18 protein-coding genes and 3 tRNA genes are annotated in these 24,324 nt (G+C 44.4%); 15 read left to right on the top strand and 6 right to left on the bottom strand.

The annotated features are described in order from the left end of the window. Nucleotides 1–145: 145 nt before the first annotated feature. From NI464_RS00835 to NI464_RS00815, 5 genes are all read right to left on the bottom strand, one after another. Nucleotides 146–221: transfer RNA gene (locus tag NI464_RS00835), tRNA-Lys, on the bottom strand. Between the two features lie 72 nt (nt 222–293). After that, nucleotides 294–369 (bottom strand) — tRNA-Lys (locus tag NI464_RS00830). 20 nt (nt 370–389) lie between these two features. Then, nucleotides 390–465 (bottom strand) — tRNA-Lys (locus tag NI464_RS00825). Between the two features lie 195 nt (nt 466–660). Continuing rightward, a complete protein-coding gene (locus tag NI464_RS00820) occupies nt 661–2,502 on the bottom strand; it encodes a long-chain-acyl-CoA synthetase (RefSeq protein WP_253137611.1) in 1,842 nt (613 codons plus the stop codon). A 173-nt stretch (nt 2,503–2,675) separates the two neighbouring features. After that, a complete protein-coding gene (locus tag NI464_RS00815; RefSeq protein ID WP_253137610.1) occupies nt 2,676–6,149 on the bottom strand; it encodes an Rne/Rng family ribonuclease in 3,474 nt (1,157 codons plus the stop codon). A gap of 766 nt (nt 6,150–6,915) precedes the next feature. Here NI464_RS00815 and NI464_RS00810 point away from each other — a divergent pair. The 7 genes from NI464_RS00810 to NI464_RS00780 all read left to right on the top strand — a co-directional run bounded on the left by NI464_RS00810 (nt 6,916) and on the right by NI464_RS00780 (nt 14,959). Beyond that, nucleotides 6,916–7,872, top strand: a complete 957-nt coding sequence (locus tag NI464_RS00810) for an RluA family pseudouridine synthase (RefSeq protein ID WP_004278531.1) — start codon at nt 6,916–6,918, stop codon at nt 7,870–7,872. Nucleotides 7,873–8,301: 429 nt separating this feature from the next. Beyond that, entirely contained in the window at nt 8,302–8,970 is a 669-nt protein-coding gene (locus NI464_RS00805; RefSeq protein ID WP_253137609.1) for an HAD-IA family hydrolase, read from the top strand. A gap of 407 nt (nt 8,971–9,377) precedes the next feature. Continuing rightward, a complete protein-coding gene (locus NI464_RS00800; protein WP_253137608.1) occupies nt 9,378–10,175 on the top strand; it encodes a 2-keto-4-pentenoate hydratase in 798 nt (265 codons plus the stop codon). A 24-nt stretch (nt 10,176–10,199) separates the two neighbouring features. Next, on the top strand, nt 10,200–11,096 hold the full coding sequence (locus tag NI464_RS00795) for an acetaldehyde dehydrogenase (acetylating) (protein ID WP_253137607.1): 897 nt from the start codon (nt 10,200–10,202) through the stop codon (nt 11,094–11,096). 12 nt (nt 11,097–11,108) lie between these two features. Next, nucleotides 11,109–12,128, top strand: a complete 1,020-nt coding sequence (dmpG, locus tag NI464_RS00790) for a 4-hydroxy-2-oxovalerate aldolase (RefSeq protein ID WP_005107995.1) — start codon at nt 11,109–11,111, stop codon at nt 12,126–12,128. Nucleotides 12,129–12,557: 429 nt separating this feature from the next. Then, nucleotides 12,558–13,820 (top strand): OprD family outer membrane porin, encoded by a 1,263-nt coding sequence (locus NI464_RS00785; protein ID WP_253137606.1) that lies wholly within the window; start codon nt 12,558–12,560, stop codon nt 13,818–13,820. A gap of 278 nt (nt 13,821–14,098) precedes the next feature. Continuing rightward, the gene (locus NI464_RS00780; protein ID WP_004278523.1) at nt 14,099–14,959 is read left to right on the top strand and encodes an alpha/beta fold hydrolase; all 861 of its coding nucleotides are present in this window, start codon (nt 14,099–14,101) and stop codon (nt 14,957–14,959) included. Nucleotides 14,960–15,340: 381 nt separating this feature from the next. Here NI464_RS00780 and hcaR read toward each other — a convergent pair whose 3' ends face one another. Next, nucleotides 15,341–16,249, bottom strand: a complete 909-nt coding sequence (hcaR, locus tag NI464_RS00775; protein ID WP_044111817.1) for a DNA-binding transcriptional regulator HcaR — start codon at nt 16,247–16,249, stop codon at nt 15,341–15,343. A 281-nt stretch (nt 16,250–16,530) separates the two neighbouring features. Here hcaR and hcaE point away from each other — a divergent pair, with 281 nt between their 5' ends. From hcaE to NI464_RS00735, 8 genes are all read left to right on the top strand, one after another. Further along, nucleotides 16,531–17,898: a 3-phenylpropionate/cinnamic acid dioxygenase subunit alpha gene (gene hcaE, locus NI464_RS00770; RefSeq protein ID WP_253137605.1), complete on the top strand. Its 1,368-nt coding sequence runs from the start codon at nt 16,531–16,533 to the stop codon at nt 17,896–17,898. Then, nucleotides 17,895–18,413 carry a 3-phenylpropionate/cinnamic acid dioxygenase subunit beta gene (gene hcaF, locus NI464_RS00765; RefSeq protein WP_191111986.1) on the top strand — a complete coding sequence of 173 codons (519 nt, stop codon included), beginning with the start codon at nt 17,895–17,897 and terminating at the stop codon, nt 18,411–18,413. Before hcaE ends, hcaF begins: the two co-directional genes overlap by 4 nt. Then, a complete protein-coding gene (gene hcaC, locus NI464_RS00760) occupies nt 18,413–18,739 on the top strand; it encodes a 3-phenylpropionate/cinnamic acid dioxygenase ferredoxin subunit (protein ID WP_005250582.1) in 327 nt (108 codons plus the stop codon). Before hcaF ends, hcaC begins: the two co-directional genes overlap by 1 nt. 2 nt (nt 18,740–18,741) lie before the next feature. After that, a complete protein-coding gene (gene hcaB, locus NI464_RS00755) occupies nt 18,742–19,557 on the top strand; it encodes a 3-phenylpropionate-dihydrodiol/cinnamic acid-dihydrodiol dehydrogenase (protein WP_004278515.1) in 816 nt (271 codons plus the stop codon). A gap of 73 nt (nt 19,558–19,630) precedes the next feature. Continuing rightward, nucleotides 19,631–20,596, top strand: a complete 966-nt coding sequence (locus NI464_RS00750; RefSeq protein WP_253137604.1) for a 3-carboxyethylcatechol 2,3-dioxygenase — start codon at nt 19,631–19,633, stop codon at nt 20,594–20,596. A 4-nt stretch (nt 20,597–20,600) separates the two neighbouring features. After that, the gene (gene hcaD, locus NI464_RS00745; RefSeq protein WP_253137603.1) at nt 20,601–21,827 is read left to right on the top strand and encodes a 3-phenylpropionate/cinnamic acid dioxygenase ferredoxin--NAD(+) reductase subunit; all 1,227 of its coding nucleotides are present in this window, start codon (nt 20,601–20,603) and stop codon (nt 21,825–21,827) included. 168 nt (nt 21,828–21,995) lie between these two features. After that, entirely contained in the window at nt 21,996–22,901 is a 906-nt protein-coding gene (locus NI464_RS00740) for a DMT family transporter (RefSeq protein ID WP_253137602.1), read from the top strand. Between the two features lie 181 nt (nt 22,902–23,082). Beyond that, nucleotides 23,083–24,018: a cation diffusion facilitator family transporter gene (locus tag NI464_RS00735; protein WP_253137601.1), complete on the top strand. Its 936-nt coding sequence runs from the start codon at nt 23,083–23,085 to the stop codon at nt 24,016–24,018. The last annotated feature ends 306 nt before the right edge of the window (nt 24,019–24,324 follow it).

Raw genomic sequence — 24,324 nt, 5'->3', positions numbered from 1 at the left:
ATTCAAATATGATTTAGATTAGACAATAAAGGCGAGTGGTGGGAACGCGTGAGCATAAAATCTAGGCGCAGAAATACACGACCAAAACATCGCAATTTAATTAAAATATCATGAGGGGAATTAGAGAAACATTCTAAGGAAAGAATGGTGGGTCGTCCGCGATTCGAACGCGGGACCAACGGATTAAAAGTCCGCTGCTCTACCAGCTGAGCTAACGACCCTGAGGAATAAAAATGATGACCATTTTTATGACGCAAGAGTGTGGTGTACTTTTACGTGATCCTTTCGGAAGATGGTGGGTCGTCCGCGATTCGAACGCGGGACCAACGGATTAAAAGTCCGCTGCTCTACCAGCTGAGCTAACGACCCATCAAGGAATATCAAATAAGTGGTGGGTCGTCCGCGATTCGAACGCGGGACCAACGGATTAAAAGTCCGCTGCTCTACCAGCTGAGCTAACGACCCTGAACCATCATTCAAACCAGGTTTGAATGTGCAGTGCAAGTCAAGCTAAATAGCTTAAAGCACCACTTTGTTTGATGGAGCGTATTGTAGCAAGATCTCATTTCAGCGCAAGCAAAAAATAACAAAGTTGCCCATGTTTGATTATAAATACAACAATTATGCTTTATCTAAACAAAAAATAGGCAACTTCAGTACTTAGAAGCGATATTGATAGGCCTGTATATTGGCAAAAATCTCTGCGGTGAGCTCAGAATATGCCGTTGCACTTGGCAATAATACCAGCAAGCGTTCATCGGTTTTACTCGGATCAAATGCTTGCTCTTTCAATTTATTTTTCTGGTATTTAAAGGTACCTGTAGTTTCAACCTGCTGTTGTATACGTAAAAATACCGGTGTCGCATAAGCCGGCAAGCATTTTTTAAAGCAAGCGGCCATGGCTGCTAAATCTGCATCATCCAATTTTACATCGGGTTGCAGGGTAATCGCGGCCATACCGGCACGACCATTGGTATTGGGAATTTCCACGCCATAGACCACTGCTTCAACGATTTTGTCATACTCAGTCAGCATATTTTCCACTTCAGTGGTGGAAACATTTTCACCTTTCCAGCGGAAAGTATCGCCTAAACGATCGACAAACTGCGCATGACGGAAGCCGATATTACGCACCAGATCTCCGGTATTGAAATAAGCATCACCTGTGGTAAATACGTCGTGCATAATGACTGACTTGTTTTTTTCCGGGTCGGTATAACCATCAAAAGGTGAACGGCGGGTGATTTTACCAATCAGTAAACCGGTTTCGCCTTTTTTCACTCGTTTGCAACGGCCTTTAGTATCCCGCACCGGCTCATTTTTATCTTTATCAAAGGCAATAATCGCATACGGTGTGGGTGAGAAACCGACGGTATTGTCAAAATTGAAAATATTGCTAAAACCGACATTGCCTTCACTAGAGGCATACAGTTCCAGCACTTCCTGAATGCCAAAACGGGATTTAAATTTATCCCAGATATTTGGGCGCATGCCATTCCCAATCATCTTAGTCACGCGGTGACCTTTTTCCAGTTCAGATGGGGGAGCATCCATCAGATAGCGGCACAACTCACCGACATAACCAATCGCAGAGGCATCAAATTTTTGCACATCCTTCCAGAAAGAAGAGGTCGAAAATTTACGCCGAATCGCCAGGGTGCTGCTCCCTGCAATGACACCGCACCAGCACACCACCATGCCTGTGGCATGATAAAGCGGCAGGGTACAGTACATCACATCATCTTTATTGAGATTCAGCACATGCCCATAGGTGCCATAAGCCAGCGTCCAGCGACCATTGGTAAAGATCACCGCTTTAGGTAGACCCGTGGTGCCCGAGGTGTAAATATAGAACAGCCCGTCTTTGCCCTGTACCGAATGAGTAGTTGATGGATTGAATTTGGGAGCAAGATCGGTTTTTTCAGCCAGGTTGATAAAGCCTTCAGGCGCCTGACCCGGATCGGCTTGAGTGTTTTGATCTGCAAACCAGTGCAGGCGGTCACTGCTAATATTCAGGTCATTACGAATCTCGTTGACTGCATGACGACACTCTTCACCCACAATCAGGGCAATCGGTTTGACCAGATTGATACTGTGCGTCAGCACCTTGCCGACTTGAGAGGTATTCACCAAGGCGGTGGTCACACCCAGTTTAGCCAGACCAATCACGCTAGCAATCAGCTCAGGGCGGTTCTCGACCATCACGGCAACTACATCACCTTTCTTGGCGCCCAAGGATAGATAGAAATGGGCAATCTGGTTGGCCCAGGCATTGAGAGCAGTATAGCTATAGCTTTGCTCTTCAAAACGCAAGGCAATGCCTTCCGGGTTTCGCTTGGTTGCTTTTTCAAAAGCCAGACCCAAGCCGGCCGGTGTGTTCGGAGTACGTAAATATGCCTGTCTTAGACCAGTGAGCAAATTGGGCACTTTGGTCAAGAAAGCCGGGATTTTGGCAGCGACATCTGCAATCCCAATCAGATCGTGTGGTTTCATTTGGGTCATGAGAATCCTATTTATTTTTCGTATCCGATACGTTCAATTTATATACAGTAGACGAGCTATCCATCTTTTAGCGTTAAAACACTAGTGCAATCAACCTATTCTGACTAAATCTAGCAAAAAAAACCTAGTCATCGAAATGACTAGGTTTTTTTAGATGACTGCAATTGAGCAAATTATGATTCAGTTGCAGTATTGGCTTTTTTCGGTGGACGACCACGTGGACGACGTGGACGAGCAGCTTGCTTCTCCGCTTTTTCAGCTTCGCTGGCTTCAGTGTCCTCTGTTGTTACTTCGGCCTGATCCTGGGCTTCTGTAACAGGAGCTTCTGATTCAGCATTTGCTTCAACTGGCGCAGCATCTTCAGGTTGAGCTTCAGTGACTGGAGTCTCTTCTGCAGGAGCTGCATCTACTGGTGCCGTCGTTTCAGTCGCTTGTTCAGCTGGCTGAGCATTTACGGTTTCTTCAATAGCGATTTCAGTGGCTACTGGAGTTTCAGTTGCTGCTGCTTCAGCAGACTCTGCTTGCGCTTCTGCTGCTACAGGTGCTTCTGGCGCAGTTTCAATTGCCGGAGCTGTTTCTACTTTGGCCTGTTGCTTGGCTTGTTGTAGGGCCTGTTCTGCAGCCTGCTTAGCCAGACGGCGACGCTCACGTGGATCGTTTGCGACACGTTTGTCCGACACCGGTTTTGGTGGAGTCAGGTCCAGAACTGGAGCAGGCTCTGCTTCAACCTTGGCTACGGTCACTTGAACATCACGGGTGACCGGTTTTTTCTCTGTGGCAGGCGTTGCTGCAGCCACCAGACTCGCGTTGTACTCTTTTGTGAACTTCTCTAGAGCACGGTTGAAGGTTGGCAATAAACCAAACTGTTCAATCAGTACGGAGCAGTCTTCACCATAAACATGGCGAATCAGGCTACCAATAGTGAACTGACCCAAAGTTGGTACTTGTGACGGAGTCAATTTCTGAACTGTAGCCTGTTGAGGCTGTCCTTCACGCTGCTGACGACGACGCTGACGCGGATCGTTGCTGGCACGTGGTTTTTCAGCACTTGATTCTTCAGCTGGCACAATTTCTTCAACAGGGGCTGTCAGTGCAGCTTCCACTACATTTTCAGCAGCGGCTTCTTCAACTGGCGCATCTGCCGGTGCAGTCACTTCAACCGTTGGCGTTACAACTGCAGCATTGTCATTCAATGCCACGATTTCGCTTTTCGCCTGGTCAATATTCACGACCATGGCTGTTGGCATCACGTCTTGACGTGGTGCATCGACCAACTCAACACGAAGCTGCTTGTCATTGACTGCTGGCGCTTCAACGACTGCAGGTGCTACTTGTTGAGCTTGCTCATTCAGTACGCTTGGATCGCGGTGGCGATTTGGACGTTCCTGACGTGGCTGGTTACGGCGGTCACGACGTGGCATTGCCTGTTGTGGCTGTTGTTCATTGTTTTGAACATCATTTTGCTGAGATGGCTCGTTATGATGCTGACGGCGAGAATTACGCTTGTTTTCACGTGCTTCATGACGTTGTTCTTGACGAGATACCTGAACCACTTCTTCATGCACCTGATGTTGCTGAGGAGCGGAAGCTTCAGACTGAACCTGCTCACGCGGTTCTTTGTGCTTCGGATTGCGTGGTTTTTTGTTGTTATGACGTGGTGCTCTTTCATCACGCTCTGCCGGTTTTTCAGCATCACGTTCCTGTTTTTGCGCTACAGTCGATGGTGCCAGGTAAGCATTGCTGCTTGCCGGAGCAGCAGGTTGAGACACTTGCTGTGGAGCAGGTTGTGCCACTGGTGCAGACAATTGACCGAACTGACCACGGCTCACCGCACCGCCATTGATCATTTGTTCAATTGCTGCAGCTGCATTGTTGGCAGTACGCGATTGATCAACAGTCGCAGCCTGTTTTTGAACAAACAGGTTTTCTAACCATGCGCATGGGCTAGATGCAGGAGCAGCAACTTGTGCTTGGGCTTGTTGCGCAACAGGTACTTGCTGTGCATTTTGGTTTTGCTGGTTACGGCGTTTATTGTTTCTGCCGTTGTTTTGCTGTTGAGCAGGCGCTGGTGCAGCAGCATGCGTATGTTGTTCTTCTTCTAAATGCCATTCAGATGACTCATAGCCCAACTCTTTTTCACTTGAACGAGTTGCTTCAGTACGTTCATAGCTGGTTGGTGCAAAGCCTTCGGCATTATAAGTGATTTCATAATGCGGTGTTTCCAGATGCGGGTGAGGCAACACAGTCACACGTACATTTGAAGTCTGTTCTAAATACACCAAGGTGTGACGTTTTTCATTCAATAAGAAGGCAGCAATTTCGACTGGAACTTCGACTTGAACTTCACCATGACGTTCACGTAGCGCGATTTCTTCCACTTTACGCATAATCGAAAGTGATAAAGAACGAAGATCACGGACCATACCGGTGCCATGACAGCGTGGGCAAACGTAGCCAGTCGCTTCTTCAAGAGAAGGACGCAGACGTTGACGGCTCATTTCCATCAAACCAAAACGTGACAATTGACCGAACTGAATACGGGCACGGTCACTTTGCGTAGCTTCGCGTAGCTTCGCTTCCACCATACGCTGGTTGCGGTCTTTGGTCATGTCGATAAAGTCGATCACCACCAGGCCACCGATATCGCGTAAACGTAATTGGCGCGCGATTTCTTCTGCCGCTTCAATGTTGGTGTTCAACGCGGTGTCTTCAACGTCGCTACCGCGAGTCGATTTTGCTGAGTTAATGTCAATTGACACTAAAGCTTCAGTTTGGTCGATCACGATCGAACCGCCAGAAGGCAATTTTACTTCACGTTCATAAGCGGTTTGAATTTGACTTTCAATCGCGAAATGCGCGAATAAAGGTTCATTTAAGGTATAAGTTTTCAGTTTTTCTAACTGACGTGGCATTACCGCTTTTACGAAGTTATAGGCTTCGTTATAGGCTTGTTCTGAGTCAATCAGGATTTCAGCAACATCATCACGCAGGTAGTCACGAATGGCACGTGTCACTACGCCCGCTTCCTGATGTACCAACATTGGCGATGGACCTGAACTTGCAGTGCTCTGGATTTGTGCCCAAAGGTCTAACAAGTGCTGTAAGTCGAGTTGCAATTCTTCTTGTGAACGACCGATCCCGGCAGTACGCACAATCACACTCATACCACGTGGCACGTTCAGTGTTGCCAGCATTTCTTTCAGTTCTTCACGCACTGAACCAGAAATCTGACGGCTGATACCACCACCTTTAGGGTTGTTTGGCATCAAGACCAAATAACGGCCAGCAAGTGAGATAAAAGTAGACAGGGCAGCGCCTTTATTGCCACGCTCTTCTTTTTCCACCTGAACCAGAAGCTCGGTACCTTCAGTGATCAGTTCACGGATATTTGAAGTTTGGCGAGGGTCGGCTTTGTAATATGAATTCGCGATTTCACGCATTGACAGGAAGCCTTGGCGACCTGCACCGTATTCAACGAATACAGCTTCTAAAGAAGGTTCAACGCGAGTCACGTGACCTTTGTAGATATTGGATTTTTTTTGTTCACGGGTACGATTTTCTAAATCAAAATCGTAAAGACGCTGACCAGTGACAAGTGCAACGCGAATTTCTTCGGCATGTGTTGCATTAATCAACATACGTTTCATGGGTGTAACACCTTATAGTGATACACAGCAAAAAATCGCTATACACGTAGCGAACATCACACATCACGGATCAATGGCTCAAATCTGCAATGAATTTCATTGTGGTTTGAGTCTTTTATGACCGAGCTCTATTTAATATAGATGGGCTTCGGTTTTTGATTCACGTATTGATGATGGCAATACGGCTTCAATCTTTAAACGGATTAAAGTCACCTGAACGCTTCACTGGCGGACGAGCGGTGCATTGGATGTGTGTAACTTTCACTGTCACATTGCTCGAAGATCATCCCTTCTTTATAGAAAGTGTCTTGATACGGAATTGTCGTCGTATCTTTACAAACTGTGCAGATCCAATGCATCAACGCTGTAGCCTGAAGTCGTCTTCAGGTTGCGACTAATCTGATGTGTATCAGTTTACGTTTAAAAACCAACAAAGTTGGCGACATATTTTTTAAGACAAACTGATTTATGTACCTGAGGTACAATTAAACGCAACAGTTTGCTTTGTTTGCCGATATAATAAGCCTTCGGCGTGGCATAATTCTTTGGGGACCTTCCCGTATCATGTGAGTCTTTAATTGAACAATCAAGTTCAGAAAAATCTGAAATGATTCAACTTTTACTCACAAACGATGGTTTCCGTGCGCTGACTATATCAAACCTTGCATCATCTGCCTATGGGCTAAGCTTATGTTTCTTGTGTAAAGCATAACCTAAGTGATCAGTTTTTAATCAATTTTAGTATTTTTTGGGTCATAGTAACTGTATGAATTCTACGCAACAATGGCAAAACGTCACTTGGTTTGAAGTGGATGAACATCAAGATGGACAACGCATCGATAATTTCCTGTTTAGTCGTCTGAAAGGTGTGCCAAAAAGCCGTATCTATCGTCTGATTCGTGAAGGCCAGGTTCGCGTCAATAAAAAACGCATTAAAGCAGAAACCAAACTCGCAATCGGTGACCAGATTCGCGTTGCGCCGATTCGCTATGAACAAAAAGATGAATCTGCTGCACCTGTTTCCGACAAAGTGGCACAAGGCTTATTGGCCCGTGTGATTTATGAAGATGAAGGTTTGATGGTCGTGAATAAACCTTCCGGGATTGCTGTGCATGGTGGTAGCGGTGTGGCCTATGGCCTGATTGAAGGCTTGCGTGCAGCGACTGGTAAAAAGTATCTGGAACTGATTCACCGGATTGACCGTGATACTTCCGGTTTGGTGATGATTTCTAAAAAGCGTAGCGTGTTGAAAACATTACAAGATATGTTACGTGAACATAAAATCAAAAAAACCTATGCGGCTGTGGTAAAAGGGCAGGTCAGTCTGGATAAACAGCTGATTGATGCACCTTTACATCGTTATGAGCTGGCCAATGGTGAACGTCGTGTCTGTGTGTCCCCGAAAGAAGGTAAAGAGTCTAAAACCCAGTGGAATGTGCAGGAACGTTTTATGCATGCCACACTGGTGTATGCATCTCCGCTTTCTGGTCGTACCCATCAGATTCGTGTTCATGGTTTGAGTATTGGCCATCCGTTAGTAGGCGATGAAAAGTATGGGCATGAAACAGAATATCGTGGGCCAAAACCACGCCGTTTGTGTTTACATGCAATGCGTCTGGACATTCCGGGCTATCCAGCAATTGAAGCACCATTGCCAGAAGATATGCAGAGTCTGGTGGCGCAGTTAAGAGCGCAGAAAGCGGATAAACCAGCTGCTCAGTAAGGAATTATTTTTTTCTTTTAATAAATTCAATCCACCCTCACCCTCCTTTGAAAAAGGAGGGAATTCCCCTCTTTCGTAAAGAGGGGCTAGGGAAGATTTTAGGCATTAGCCCTTTCCTTTAAAAAGGAGAGGGGGGACATCACGTAAAATCTTCTGTCATTTGCTCAGATTACGTGAAGCTAGTATTTTAATGTTTAGAAGCATTATGTACGAAGAAAAAATGTTTTCTCTCTCCTAATTAGAAGTGGGAATCTGTCTCAGATCTTTTTGAATAGTTTTGATTCTATCAAGTGTCATCATATAAATTTGACTGTCAGTTATTCAGTATTGGATCTCTCTCTCTCCTTTTAGGAGAGGGTTGGGGTGAGGTGAAGAACACTAGTCTCTCAAAGTTTTGTCAAACACCGAATAAAATCTAGGAAATCTTTTATGAACTCACCTGTAAAATTGGTCATTTTCGATTGGGATGGCACTTTATTTGATTCAGTCGGTCAAATCGTGGCGAGTTTGCAGTTTGCCGCACAGCAGTTTCAGCAGCCGTTAACGGATGCAGATGCGAAAAGTATTATTGGACTGGGTTTACCTGAAGTTGCACAGCGTTTATTCCCAACCGTACCAGAATTACATACGGATATTTTGCAGGCTTATTCCGATCATTATGTTGCCAACTCATCAGGAGATTCCTGGTTTGAAGGCGTAGCGTACATGCTCGCAGATTTACAGCAGCAAGGCGTGAAGCTGGCAGTAGCCACAGGGAAAAGCCGTAAAGGTCTGGATCGTGTATTAAAACAGACGAACAGTGAAGAGCTGTTTGTGAGTACGCGCGCAGCCAGCGAAACCCGTTCTAAACCTCATCCACTCATGTTAGAAGAAATTCTGGCAGAAACCGGTGTGCAGGCTGATCATGCGATTATGGTCGGTGATACGTCTTATGATCTGGAAATGGCGAAAAATATTGCCATGCCAAGTGTTGGCGTAAGTTATGGCGTACATGCGCCTGAACTTTTAGCACAATTTAATCCAGTCTGTATCGTGGATGATGTGGCTGCTTTGCATAGCGCATTGTTGGCTAAAGTCCAATGGAAACAAGCAGTTTAATCCATTATCTTGGTTGTAATGAAAAACAAGTATTTCCTCGGTTTAAATTGGCTGGGGAATGCTGCAGATTTAAGCGCTGGTTCTTATCTTTTAGTCTAAAGTCGTAATTGTACTGATTTTATTCGGTCATGTTATGGCAGTTATTTTGCTAAATAACGATGTGTTTTAAACAATAAGATTTTGTTTTATTTAATTTTTTATAAATTATTCTTATAGATAATAGCTATAGCAAAAAATAAAATAACTATTGGCACAAATGCCGGATTTTTCCCATCCTAAAACTGTTTATTCCTATGCTCGCTCTGAGAAAGGCAGTCCATGCGGATGATCAGCCTGATCATTTTCATATTTTCTGTCCCTCTTAGATGCCGGCATAAGCCTAATTTTTGCAGTTTAAGGAAACATTGATGTCGAATTCTGCTGTTGTTGAATCAGTTGCACAAGCACTTCGTAGCGCTGAATTATCACAAACTGCGATTGCACCGATTCGCCCGGAACTTGGCGGTGAAAGTACTGACGTAGATATCGCCTATGCCGTTCAGGAAGTGAATACCGAGCGTGCTTTGTCTGAAGGTCGCCGTCTGGTGGGTCGTAAAATTGGTTTGACGTCTAAAGTCGTTCAAGCGCAACTGGGTGTAGATCAGCCGGATTTCGGTATGTTATTTGCCGACATGGCCTATGGCGATGGTGAAGCAATTCCAGCTGGCCTTCTGATTCAGCCGAAAGTTGAAGCAGAAATCGCATTGGTGATTAACCAGGATTTAACCAAAGAAAAACACACCTATGCAGACATTATCAGCGCAACTGATTATGCATTGCCTGCAATTGAAGTGGTCGATAGCCGTATCGAAAACTGGAAAATCAGCCTGATTGATACTGTAGCAGATAACGCATCTTCTGCTGCATTTGTCTTGGGTTCTCAGCCGGTTAAATTAGAGAATCTTGATCTGGTGAACTGCAAGATGGTGATGACGCGTGGTGAAGAAGTCGTGTCTCAAGGCGTGGGTAAAGCATGTCTGGCAAACCCATTGAATGCTGCTGTTTGGCTGGCTGATGAAATGGTACGCCGTGGTCGTCCGCTGTTAAAAGGTGACATCATCTTGACGGGTGCTTTAGGTCCAATGGTTGTGGCGCAACCAGGTGATGAATTCAAGGTTGAAATTGAAGGCTTCGGTTCAGTAACCGCTGCATTCGCTGCTGAATAATCAAGATTCCAAGAGAGTACATTCATGAAAAAGATTAAATGTGCAATGATCGGTCCAGGGAATATTGGTACTGATTTGCTTTATAAATTACAACGTAGCGAATGGTTAGAGCCGGTATGGATGGTGGGGATTGACCCGACTTCTGAAGGTTTGGCGCGTGCTGCGAAAATGGGTTTAAAAACCACAGCTGAAGGCGTTGATGGTCTTCTTCCTCATGTGATTGCTGATGACATCAAAATTGCATTCGACGCAACTTCTGCCTATGTCCATGCTGAAAACAGCTGCAAGCTGAATGAACTTGGCGTGCTCATGATTGACTTAACGCCTGCTGCGATTGGTCCATTTTGCGTACCACCAGTCAACCTTGAAACATTGCTACAAGCGGGCGAAGTACCAAACGTGAACATGGTGACATGTGGCGGTCAGGCAACGATTCCGATGGTGGCTGCTGTTTCTCGCGTTCAACCAGTTGAGTATGGTGAGATCATTGCAACTGTATCGACCAAATCTGTAGGTCCTGGTACGCGTAAAAACATCGACGAATTCACACGTACCACTGCGGGTGCCATTGAGAAAGTCGGCGGTGCGAAACAGGGTAAAGCGATCATTATCATTAACCTGGCTGAGCCACCTTTAATGATGCGTGACACAGTACATTGCTTGGTTGAAGGTGAGCCGGATCAAGCTGCGATTACTGAATCTGTACATGCCATGATCAAGGAAGTTCAAAAATACGTACCAGGTTACAAGCTTGTAAATGGTCCTGTATTTGATGGCAACCGTGTATCAATTTACTTGGAAGTTGAAGGTCTGGGTGACTTCCTGCCGAAATACGCAGGCAACCTGGATATTATGACTGCAGCAGCTGCACGTACTGCAGAAATGTTCGCAGAACACGTGTTCAACATCGCTGAAGCTTAAAGGAATACCAAAATGTCTAAGATTATTGTTCATGATATGACTTTGCGTGATGGTATGCACCCGCAGCGCCATCAAACGACTGTTGAGCAAATGATTGCAATTTCAACCGCACTTGATGATGCAGGCGTACCTTTAATTGAAGTAACGCACGGTGACGGCCTGGGCGGTTCATCAGTGAACTACGGTTTTGCTGCTGCAACAGATGAAGAATATTTGTCTGCTGTTGTGCCACGTATGAAAAATGCAAAAATTTCTGCATTGCTTCTTCCTGGTATCGGTACGGTTGACCATTTGAAAATGGCACATGAAATTGGTGTTTCTACTATTCGTGTGGCGACGCATTGTACTGAAGCGGATTGTTCTGAACAGCACATCACCGCTGCACGTAAACTAGACATGGACACTGTGGGCTTCTTGATGCTTGCGCACATGGCAACACCTGAAAAATTGCTTGAAGAAGCAAACAAGATGGTGTCTTACGGTGCAAACTGTATCTATGTGACAGATTCAGCAGGTTATATGCTTCCTCAAGACGTTATTGATCGCGTAGGTCACTTACGTCAACACTTGGACCCAAGCATTGAGCTTGGTTTCCACGGTCACCACAACTTAGGTATGGGTGTATCGAATACTGTTGCTGCTGTTCAAGCAGGTGCAGTACGTGTTGACTTGGCATCTGCTGGTCTTGGTGCTGGCGCTGGTAACACACCACTTGAGCTGTTTATCGCTGTGGCAAACCGTATGGGTATGGACACTGGCGTTGACTTGTTCAAAGTGCAAGACGTTGCTGAAGATCTAGTGATTCCAATGATGCACAACCCGATTCGTGCCGACCGTGATGCGGCAACTTTAGGTTATGCGGGTGTTTACTCGTCATTCCTGTTATTTGCTAAACGCGCTGAAGCGAAATATGGCGTATCTGCGCGTGAAATCCTGATGGAACTTGGTCGCCGTGGTACGGTAGGTGGTCAGGAAGACATGATTGAAGACCTGGCATTAACCATGTCTAAAGCGCGTGAGTTACAAGCTTAATTTTTAATGCCGTGGTATTAAAATAAGTCCAATAAAAAAGCATCCGATTCGGATGCTTTTTTATTATGAAGTAGATTTAATAATATAATAAAACTCTGATCTCAGATATTTTAGTTATAGTGTTATGTGAAGATTATTTTAGTTTAATTTTTTCCTTAAACATAAAAACGATAAATAAAAAATAGTGGCTCAATATTTTAAAAAAAATTGCGCTTATTAATAGAGAAAACAAAAAAATAAATTAAATATCCGGTCAAATTTTTATTTTCTTTAATCGGTTTAAAATCTAAGAGATTGAGCGCTTAAATCTGGGCTTGGAATATGAAGAGCTAAAAGAGCAAAAGTTTAATACTGTGGTCGGATTTTTTATTTAAACCGACTTGCGCATGATGGCTGCATGGATTTTATCAGCTGAATGGGGAACTCATCATGCGTCGTCACAATTTATGGATCGCAATGCTTGCTGCGACAGCAACTTTAGGGACAACTGCAACGAATGCAGACTTTATTGACGACAGCAATGTTCAACTCAAATTTAAAAACTTTTATCTAGACCGTCAGTATCAAGATGACTATTCATCACGTAACTGGGGTTCTTGGTCACAAGGGGTGACTCTGGATGCCAAGTCCGGTTATCACGATATCGGTGGTGGTGTGCAGGTTGGTGCTGATGTACTGGTGCAACATGCAGTCAAACTCAACGGCCATGATAAAAATCCGGACTGGGTTTTACCGCACGATGGCAAAGAATCAAAAGATCATTTCGGTAAAGTCGGCGCGACCTTAAAAGCCAAAGTTTCACAAACTGAGCTGAAAGTCGGCGAGTTATTGCCTGTATCTCCAGTCTTGGTATTCGATCCATCCCGTCAGTTATTAACGACTTATAGTGGCGCTTGGTTAGAGTCTAAAGACCTTAAGGATACCAAGTTAACTCTGGCGTATATTGATGGTATTAACAACCGTTATGACAACCAGTTCCGTGACTTAACTAAATTTGCTCCACCAAGTTTCTATGATACGGGTGCTGAAGCTGATGGCATGTGGATTGCGGGTGTAGACCACCAGCTTACTAAAGAAGTAGGGGCGAGCTACTGGTATGCCGATGTTCAAGACATTTACCAACAGCATTATCTGGGTGTGAATTATAAAACTGCGCTTGGTGAAAAAACCAAATTAGATAGCCACATTCGTTACTTCGATAACTCGGAGTCAGGTGACAAGCTGTATGGTGAGATCGATAACCAGGCTGTGTCTGTCGCTGCAAAAGTGAATCATGGTTCACATAGCGTAGGTGTAGGTTACCAGCAAATGTTTGGTGATAGCGCATTCCCGACATTGGGTGGCTGGGTGCCACAGCCTTATCTGGCGAACTGGGGGGTAGCGACCTTTACCGCACCAGAAGAAAAGTCATGGAGTGTTTCTTATGGCTATGACTTCTCTGAAATGGGTGCAAAAGGCCTAAACGCAACAGCAGTATATTTCAAAGGTTATGATCAGAAAGGTACTGGGGCGTATCAAGGTCAGAACTTCAATACGGATGAAGTGAATGCCATCGTGAACTACACTGTGCCAGAAGGTAAATTAAAAGGTTTGGGTGTACAGGCGATGTATATTGATGTGAATTTTGCCAATCCAGCAAAACCAGACCTGCAAGAATACCGTGTCGCCACCACTTATACCCATAAATTCTAATACCCCTATATTTTAAAAGCAGTCAGTCTTCTGGCTGCTTTTTGGTTTAAGAATGCAGTTAAAACCTTAGTTTATGTAGGGTTTAATTTATAAAAAATATATAAAACAAACACTTAAATTATATCTATTTTGTAGGGTGCAATCGTAATTTTGTATCAGTTTGCTGCGGTTGAGCGGTTAATATAAGGGTGTACACAAGTCATTTTAATGAGTCAACTTGACGTCGAATTCTTGAAAATAGAGGGACACGCAAGCGAAAGACTGTAAGAGGAAGCAATATGAGCACTGTTCAAATCCCTGACTATCAAACAGATCCATTCTTTGGCTTAGAAGACAAATGGATTGAAACCGCTGAAGGCGAGTTGACCCATTACCACGAAATTGGTGAAGGTACGCCTATTCTATTTTTACACGGTTCAGGTACAGGTGTATCGGCTGCGGCAAACTGGTGGTTAAACCTGCCACAAATTGGTGAGCAGGCGCGTTGTATCGCGATTGATACCATTGGTTATGGCCAGACTGTAGTTGCACCGGGTACTGAATATGGTATCCGTGCCTGGGTAGATCATGCGATCCGTACGCTAGACGCTTTGGGTATCGAAAAAACCTGGTTGGTGGGTAACTCTCTGGGTGGTTGGTTAGCATTCCAGATGGCACTGGATTATCCAGATCGTATTTTGGGTATCGTGTCTATGGGTACAGGTGGTGCGAAACAGACAGCTGCACTTAAAGCTCACGCAAACCCAGTTCTTACAGAAGAAGGGATCAAGAAAACTCTTTCTATGTTTGTCGTAAATAAAGATCTAATTACTGATGAACTGGTAAAAGTACGTTTTGCTTCTGCTGCAAATGACTATGCATCAAATCGTTTAATGGATGTGGTTGGCGCACGTGACCGTGACCGTTTCGAATTCCCATTAGACTTCGAAAAAATGAAAGACATTACTGTGCCTGTACTATTGATTCATGGTACGCAAGACGTGGTGATTCCGGTTTCTCGTACTTGGGACATCCTGAACATCGTGCCAAATGCTGATGCACATATCTTCAGCCAATGCGGTCACTGGTCTCAAGTTGAAAAAGCAGATGAGTTCAACACTGTGATCAAAAACTACCTGGCTGTTCACGGCGTAAAATAAGTTTGATACAGTTTTAAAAAAGGATGGCTTTGGTCATCCTTTTTTATATCGGAAATATTTAAGGTAGCGCACCTAAGTGAGTTTGATTCTCATTTATTTGAATAAATATAAAAATCTAATAATTTTTATAGGTTTGAGCTATTTAAACTGAGAAAAATCCGAATGAAACTTTATTAGACTTAAGTGGTAAATGCAGTACATTTAGAGCTAAAAATACACAATTTGGGTCAAGGGCAAGTGACAAATTTAAGCGCCAGAAATAGATTCTTTATTATAAAATAGAATTAAAAATGGATTCTTAAGCATAAAATAATAAAACAAAAAAAGCACATGCCTATCATAAGTTGAATGGAATATGCCTAATGCAGGGAAGAAATAGGATTAATTTTGTTCGCTACGGTTAATATCCAGATAGAACACACGGGTCAAAAGCTCAAGAAATTTGCTCACGACATAGGATTTGTTGTTTTTATGGTAGCTGACATACAGGTCTAAATAGGGCAACTCCACGTCCAGCGGACGAATCACGGTATTATCCATGGTTAGTGGTGCAATATAGCCAGGCAAAATGGTACAGCCTAGGCCCATTCCGATCGAGTTGATATTAAATAAAATATTATCGGCCTTTTGCACGATATTGAGTTCAATGCCGTTGGCTTTGGCAAAGTCCAGAATAGCCTGGTTCAGGGTCAAGGACTGCTCTGCTGATGGAATAATAAAATCAATACCATTCAATGCTTTAACAGGAATTCTTTCGTATTTTGCTAAGGGGTGATCTTTAGGCAGGAGAAAAATCAGCGGTTCACGAATCACGAACTGGCTTTCAATTTCATCACTATTGAAATTATGACGGGTAAATGTCAGATCTAGATCACCTTTTTTTAACAAACGCATCTGCTCATTGTTGTTCAGGCTGAGCAGTTCAATTTTTAAATCTGGGTTCTGTACACGTAGATTTGGCAAGATATAGGGGAAGATTTTCATCTCGGCTACCGGTACAAAACCGATACGGAGCATTTGCTGTTTGGCCTGTGACACCTGACGTGCCATGGCAACGGCTTTGTCCGCCTGTGCAAGGGTGAGACGGGCCTGTTCCAGGAATACGGCGCCTTCTTCGGTCAGCTCTACTTTACGTTTGGTCCGGTTGAGTAGCTTTACCCCGACATCTTCTTCCAGGTCTTTGATTTGCTGGCTAAGTGAGGGTTGAGCCGTATAAAGTTTAAGTGCTGCCTTACTAAAATTGAGCTCTTCAGCAACGGTGATAAAGTAGCGAAGGTGTCGTAATTCCATGTCATCAACCCAAAGAGTAATCCAAAAAATGTCTTACTATAATTTCCTCAAAGTATAATCTATAAACAACTATGTCGTGAAGATTATTTTCCCATTCATAAACTAAATGCTCTGGCGGGATTAATAGATGTTTTAATATAAAAATTCACGTGCTTAATAATTGCTTTAAGCTCTTAATTGAAACAAAAAAAATATTTCCCGAAAAACGCTGTCAAATCCATCATCGTTGAAAAGTTGAGTCTATTACTTTGTGCCAAAGATAGGTCACAGGAGAGCTTTTCATGAGTGGAAAAATTGATGTGCGCGAAATCGATGCTTTAGTCGATGCACAAAATGGACGTATCACGCCATCTATTTATACAGATCCTGACATTTACGAATTAGAACTCGAACGTGTTTTCGGTCGTACTTGGTTATTCCTTTGCCATGAAAGCCAAATTCCTAAGGCTGGTGATTTCTTCAACACCTACATGGGTGAAGATCCAATCATTGTGGCACGTCAAAAAGACGGCTCAATTAAAGCATTCTTGAACCAGTGCCGTCACCGTTCTATGCGCGTAAGCTTCGCAGACTGTGGTAATACACGTGCGTTTACTTGCCCATACCACGGCTGGTCATACGGTATTGACGGTTCACTAAAAGACATCCCGCTGGAAGATCGTGCTTACCCACATGGTGCATGTAAAGAGCAATGGGGTCTGGTTGAAGTGAATCGTGTGAAGTCTTACAAAGGCCTGGTATTTGCTTGTTGGGATGAAACCACACCTGACCTAGAAGAATACATGGGCGATATCGCTTGGTACTTAGATGGCGTTGTTGACCGTCGTCCAGGTGGTACTGAAATCATCGGTGGTGTACACAAGTGGGAAATCGAGTGTAACTGGAAATTTGCAGCGGAACAGTTTGCATCTGACCAATATCACGCCTTGTTCTCTCACGCTTCTGCGATCCAAGTATTGGGCGCAAAACCAGATGACGAATCATCTAAAAAATTAGGTGCTGCGCAAACTGCTCGTCCAGTTTGGGAAACTGCCAAAGACGCGATCCAGTACGGTTCACGTGGTCACGGTTCAGGCTTCTTCTTTACAGAGAAACCAGACGCAAACGTATGGGTTGACGGTGAAGTTGCCAACTACTTCCGTGAAACTTACGACGAAGTTAAAGAGCGCCTAGGCGAGACTCGTGCATTGCGTCTCGCAGGTCACAACACCATGTTCCCAACTTTGTCTTGGTTGAACGGTACTGCAACACTTCGTGTATGGCACCCACGTGGTCCAAACAAAACTGAAGTGTGGGCATTCTGTATTGCTGATGCTGAAGCATCTCAAGAAGTGAAAGAAGCATTTGAACGTTCTGCAACGCGTGCCTTTGGTCCAGCCGGTTTCCTGGAGCAAGATGACTCTGAAAACTGGATCGAGATCCAAAAAGTTTTACGTGGTTATAAAGCGCGTCAAAACAAACTCATTATAGAAATGGGTAAAGGCAACGAAAAAGTACGTGAAGATGGTATCCCAGGTATCACCAACTACATTTTCTCTGAAACTGCAGCACGTGGTATGTACCGCCGCTGGGCAGATTTATTGATCCATGAAAAATGGGAAGACGTGGAAAAAGCAGCTGACGAATATGAGAAGGAGCTTATGAAATGAGTCAAATCAGCTTAGAACTTCATCACCAAATTAGTCAGTTCCTGTATCGCGAAGCAAAATTGCTAGACGACTGGAAATTCCGCGAATGGTTGGATACGTTAGCTGAAGATATTTCTTACACGCTACGTACCACACCAAACGCACAAACCCGTGACCGTCGTCGTTCAGTTGAACCACCTACAACTTGGGTGTTCAACGATTCGAAAGATCTTTTAGAACGTCGTGTAGCGCGTCTGGAAACCGGTATGGCTTGGGCTGAAGAGCCTCCATCACGTACCACCCACATGGTGAGCAACGTGATCGTAGAGCCAACTGAAGTTGAAGGCGAATACGACGTGTACGTAACTTACTTGTTATACCGTACACAGAAAGAGAAAGACGTCGTGATTTACTGTGGTAAACGTCATGACAAGATCCGTAAAGTTGAAGGTGGCTTAGGCTTCCAAATCTTCAACCGTAAGATCACGCTTGACCAAGTTACTTACAGTTCACATAACCTGAGTGTGTTCTTCTAATGAATAAGATTTTTGTTTGCCAAGTTGACGAATTGGACGAAGGCGAAGCGCTAAAAGTAGATTGCGGCGTAAATGGTATCGATGCGCTTGCAGTGTTCAACAATGGCGGAGAATTCTTCGCCATGAATGACCGTTGTTCACATGGTAATGCTTCTATGTCTGAAGGTTATCTTGAAGATGATGGTACGGTTGAATGCCCACTGCATTCAGCACGTTTCTGCTTGAAAACAGGTGAAGCTTTATGTCTACCTGCAACTGATCCAATCAAGACTTTCCCTGTGATTGTTGAAGATGGTCAATTGTTCGTAGAGATGGCAGGAGAGTAAACATGGGTTGGCTACAAGGCGAAGTTGCACTTATTACCGGGGGCGGTTCAGGCTTAGGCTGGGCTTTGGTTGAACGTTTTATTGAGGAAGGTGCACAAGTTGCGGTTCTTCAACGTTCAAAAGCGAAAGTGGATGCCTTGAACGAACACTTCGGTGGAAAAGTTCTTGCGATCGAAGGTGATGTAGCCAGCTATGCAGATAACGTTCGTGCAGTTCAAGCCACTGTGGAACGTTTCGGTAAACTCGATTGTTTCGTTGGTAATGCCGGTATTTGGGATCACTATGCCGATATCGTCAATACCTCTGGTGAGCAACTAGAAAAAGCCTTTGACGAGATTATGGGCATCAATACCAAATCTCTGATCCTCGGTGCGAAGGCTGCACTGGATGCATTGATCGCTTCTGAAGGTTCTATCATATTTACTTTGTCTAATTCGGCACTGTACTCCGCTGGCGGAGGCCCTGTATATACTGCATCTAAGCATGCGGGTGTCGGGATTATGAAAGAACTGGCTTACGAGCTTGCGCCTAAAGTACGAGTGAACGCGGTTGCACCGTCAGGTATGAATGTGAATATCAAAGGTGCGGCATCGCTGGGTCAGGAAAATGTGGGCCTGCTCGATGCACGTGATCCTGAGAAAATTGCACGTGGCATGCCACTGAATTTCTTGCCTGAACCGGAAGATATGACCGGTTCATACGTGCTGTTGGCATCTCGTCAAAACAACCGTCCTTTGACTGGTGTTCTGATCAATGCAGAATGCGGTCTAGGTATTCGTGGCCTACGTCAGCCACGTGCAGGTTTCTTTGACGAATAAACATCTAGTCTCATTCAAATGGACTTACCGGCAGCCTCTTCTCTCAGGGCTGCTTTCCTTCTAGGAGTCTCTCATGGCCGTTAAACTTATTTGTGCATCGCACAGTCCTTTAATGGAATTTGCTTCACCTCAAGATCAATCAAAAAAGCAAAAAGTTCGTGCTGCTTTTGAAAAACTCTCTGCTGAAGTAAAAGCTTACGACCCAACCCTGATCATCACTTTTGGTCCAGATCATTTTAATGGTTTCTTCTATGACCTGATGCCAAGTTTCTGCGTCGGTATTCGTGCCAAAGCTGCAGGTGACTGGGATTATGGTAAAGACAATGACCACATTGATGTACCTGAAGACAAGGCATTAGATCTGGTTCGACGTGTACTGGATGAAGGCGTGGATGTTGCCTACTCATACCGTATGCAGGCCGACCATGGCGTGACTCAGCCCTTACATTTCCTGTGTGAAGGCAAACTTGATCGTTATCCAACGATTCCAATTTTTATTAATGGCGCTGCAGCACCGATGCCAACCACCAAACGTACTATTGCTTTGGGCCGTGCTGTGGGTCAATACATCAAGTTTTTAAACCTTGAAAACGAGCGTGTGCTTGTTTTAGGTACCGGTGGTCTGTCACATGATCCACCTACACCACAAATGGGTGCAGTACTACCAGAAGTGGAAGAGTTCCTGATTGCAGGTCGTTATCCAACGCCTGAAGCACGTCATGCACGTCAATCCAAGATTATTGCAGTGGGTCAAAAGCTGGCAGCAGGAGATACGTCAGTTGCCGTGCCTTTGAATGCTGAATGGGATATTGCCCTGCTAGAAACCTTCAAGCATGCTGATTTTGCAATATTAGAAGCGATGACTGAAGCTGAAATCCGCCATGATGGTGGTCGTGGTGGTCAGGAAGTCCGTTCTTGGATGGCTGCCTTCGCTGCCTTAAGCGAAATGGGTGAGTATGAAATGACCACACATTGCTATGAAGACATCAGCGAATGGATTGCCGGCTTCGGTATCGTATCTGCAGAGTTAAAAGGTTAAGAAAATGAGCAACGTAAACAACATCGTGATCGTGGGTGCTGGCCAGGCAGGTGCGAGCGCAATTTTAGAACTTCGTGGCAACAAGTATGAAGGCAAAATTACCTTAATTGGTGATGAAAGCCATCTTCCTTATGAGCGTCCACCGTTGTCTAAAGATGTGATTCTAAAACCTGAAGAAACCAAGATCGAAATCCTGTCGGAACAGAAACTGGCAGATTTAGGCGTAGAAACGATTCGCGGCAATGGCGTAGCGAAAATTAATGCCGAAGCGAAAACGGTTGAACTCCTGAACGGTGATGTTGTTGCTTACGACAAGCTCTTGCTTGCAACAGGTGGTGCCGCGCGCCGTTTGCCTAATTTCGATGCTTTGGGCAAACACGTCTATACCCTGCGTAACTTGGAAGATTCACAGGCACTGGTGCCTGTACTTCAAGCCGGTCGCCGTATCATCCTGATCGGTGGTGGCGTGATTGGTCTTGAGTTGGCATCATCTGCACGTTACAAAGACTGTCAGGTGACTGTGATCGAAATGGGTCCGATGGTTATGGGTCGTTGTTCACCACAAATCCTGAGCGAATTCCTGCTAGAGCAGCATCGTCAAAACCAGGTCGATGTGCGTCTTGAAACCAAGATTACAGATTGCCGTTTAGATGGTGAAGAAGTCGTGGTAACGCTGGAAGGCGGTGAAGAACTGCGTGCCGATGCTGTAGTTTACGGGATCGGGATCGTGCCAAATGCACAGCTTGCCGTAGATGCAGGTCTGGACGTTGATGTTGCGATTAAAGTCAATGAAAACTGCCAAACCTCGAATGCTGATATTTATGCAGCAGGCGATGTTGCGACTCAGTTACGTGACTGTGGCAATCACCGCCGTGTGGAAACCTGGGAAAATGCCAACCTGCAGGCAGGTATCTTTGCGCGTCACGTGATGGGTGTGGAACATCCGAAAGCCAATCCGGCCTGGTTCTGGACCGATCAACTGAATATCAACTTCCAGTTTGTTGGCGATATAGCCGCAGCTGAATGGCATATCCGTGGTGAAATGGATGCAGCCAAAGGTGCAGATAATTCATTCGTGATGTATGGTGTGACAGATGGTCAGATCGTTGGCGGGATTACCGTGAATGCAGCCAAAGAAATGCGTCATTTGAAAAAAATGATCAGCAAAAATACGGCGTTTGATGTTGAAAAACATTTAGATATCGCGCAAGACTTACGCAAAATTGCTTAAGTCGTATTGAGATATCTTGGGACAGACCTATGTTTTGCATAGGTCTGTTTTTTATGCACGAAACTTGATGAATTTATCAAAAATTAAAACTTCATCTCAGCATGAATTCGCTATACGCTATTTTTGAAGTTGCTGATCCAGAACTTCTTGGCCTCGTTTAGGAGACTTATGAGTTCTTCATCATCATTGCCGGTCACGGCAAGTATTTACGCTTTATTGGTACTGATCTGGGCAGCAACGCCACTGGCGATTGTCTGGAGCGTGGCCGAGATTCACCCGATGTGGGTGCTGATCATTCGCTATTTCGGTGCCTCGGTTATTGCACTGTTCCTGCTGAAGATCATGCGCGACCCGCTGCCTTTTGACCGTACTTCAATGAAAAGTTATCTGGCAGGCAGTTTGAATTTAATCGGTGCGCAGCTGTTTATTTATCTGGCAGCCAATTATTTAACCTCAGGGTTGATGGCACTAATTTTTGGTTTTTCACCGCTGATCGCTGGTTTGATCGGACATATGATTTTAAAAACCCATAAACTGATCTGGCTGCAATGGCTCGGCATGGCAGTGGCCGTCGCCGGTTTATGTTTTGTTTTTGCCGACTCGGCAGACAGCAAGATCAATCCCTCGGGGGTGGTGCTGATGCTGATCAGTATGGTGTCTTATATCAGCTCAATCTTCTGGATTAAACAGATCAGTGCACCCTTGAGTCCGATGTCGCAAGCGACGGGTTCATTGTTGGTCTCTGCGGCTGCTTCACTCATTTTAGTGCCATTTATCTGGCAACATATGCCGACTCAGTTGCCTAGCACACAGGCAATGATCGGTTTTGTATTTACCATGATCATGTCTTCGATTGTGGCAATGCTGTGTTATTTCTGGCTGATTCGCCGTCTAAATGCTTCGACCGTTTCATTGAGTAATGTGATGACGCCGGTGATCGCTCTGGTATTGGGAGCAACCTTAAATCATGAAATTATCAGCAGTCATGCTTTTGCGGGAATTGCTGTGGTGATGTTCGGGATCATCATGTATTTCTGGAAAGAGTGGCGCGAGCAGTATTTTTCCAAGCATTAAAACTGTAAAAACCAAAAGGGCGAAAGCCCTTTTATTATTTTAGTGGAGAGTAAAGTGATTCAACAACGTGAGAGATCACGACTAAGCAACAATTTGTAAAACAACTTTCAAAAATAAATGATTAAGATTTTGATACATAAATCATTCAAGCTTGCACAAGCTTATTTAGGACAGTGTCAGGATGTCTGAATCCAATAAAATCGTAGTCTATGCAGCCCTGTTTGGTAATCTGGCGATTGCGCTGGTGAAATTTGTTGCGTCCTATATAACCAATAGTTCTGCCATGTTCAGTGAGGCAATTCATTCCGTAGTAGATACCTTGAATGAAATTTTACTGTTATATGGCATGAAAAAATCAGAAAAACCGGCAAATGCCAAACATCCTTTTGGTTATGGGCGTGAACTGTATTTTTGGGCCTTTATTGTGGCACTGATGGTTTTTGCCCTAGGTGCGATTGTGTCCATCTATCAAGGGATACAGCATATTCTTCAGCCTGAAGTCATGCAGGATCCATTGATCAATTATATTGTGCTGGGTCTGGCGATTCTTTTTGAAGGATTTTCATGGTCAGTGGCTTTAAAAACCTTTCGTAAACAAAAGGGAAATCTGGGATATTTTGAAGCCTTTCGACACAGTAAAGATCCAACGACCTTTACCGTGTTATTTGAAGATACTGCCGCCCTGGTCGGCTTGGTGATTGCTCTAGTCGGTATCTTTCTGGCGCATCAACTGAATATTCCTGAATTGGACGGTGCCGCATCGATTTTAATTGGTATCGTGCTGGCAGTATCTGCCTGGTTTCTGGCACGTGAAACCAAAGGTTTGTTACTGGGTGAAACGGCAGATCCAAAACTGCGTGAAGATGTATTGAACATTGCTCAACAGGATGCGGCAGTTTTTAGTGCCAATGGGGTATTGACTGAGCAGATGGGTGCTCAGCAAGTCATTGCATCATTGAGTCTGGAATTTAAAGATGATTTAACTTCTGATGAAATTGAAGCCTGTGTCAACCGGATCGAAGCGCAGATTAAACAGCTGCACCCGGAAATTATTGCTTTATTTGTGAAACCCCAAACCAAGGTCGTATGGCTGGAACGAACTCAAGGTCGTGTATAAAGATCTAAAAAACGCTTGAGGTTGGTATTTTGATCTCAACTTGCCTTTCTCGCACAATTGATGTGATGATACTGAGGTATGGCGAATTTCATCATAAAATCATCAATGGGCAGACATGCTTTTGTCAGCATGAGCTTATAAATATTGAGTATCATTTTGTATTTTTAGACAGAAGGACAAGAGCAATATTTTTCTAGATAATCCCAGACTTCAGCCAGCCATAAGGCTGATGAAATGCCATTTTTTTGCTAAAAATAACAAAAACATACATGATTTTCTGTGACAGATTTCATACTATGTTGCAGT

Source organism: Acinetobacter lwoffii, from assembly GCF_024129685.1.
Classification (GTDB): domain Bacteria; phylum Pseudomonadota; class Gammaproteobacteria; order Pseudomonadales; family Moraxellaceae; genus Acinetobacter; species Acinetobacter lwoffii_X.
The sequence above is the reverse complement of the archived record's forward strand: the minus strand, read 5'-3'. Positions and strand labels throughout refer to the sequence as shown.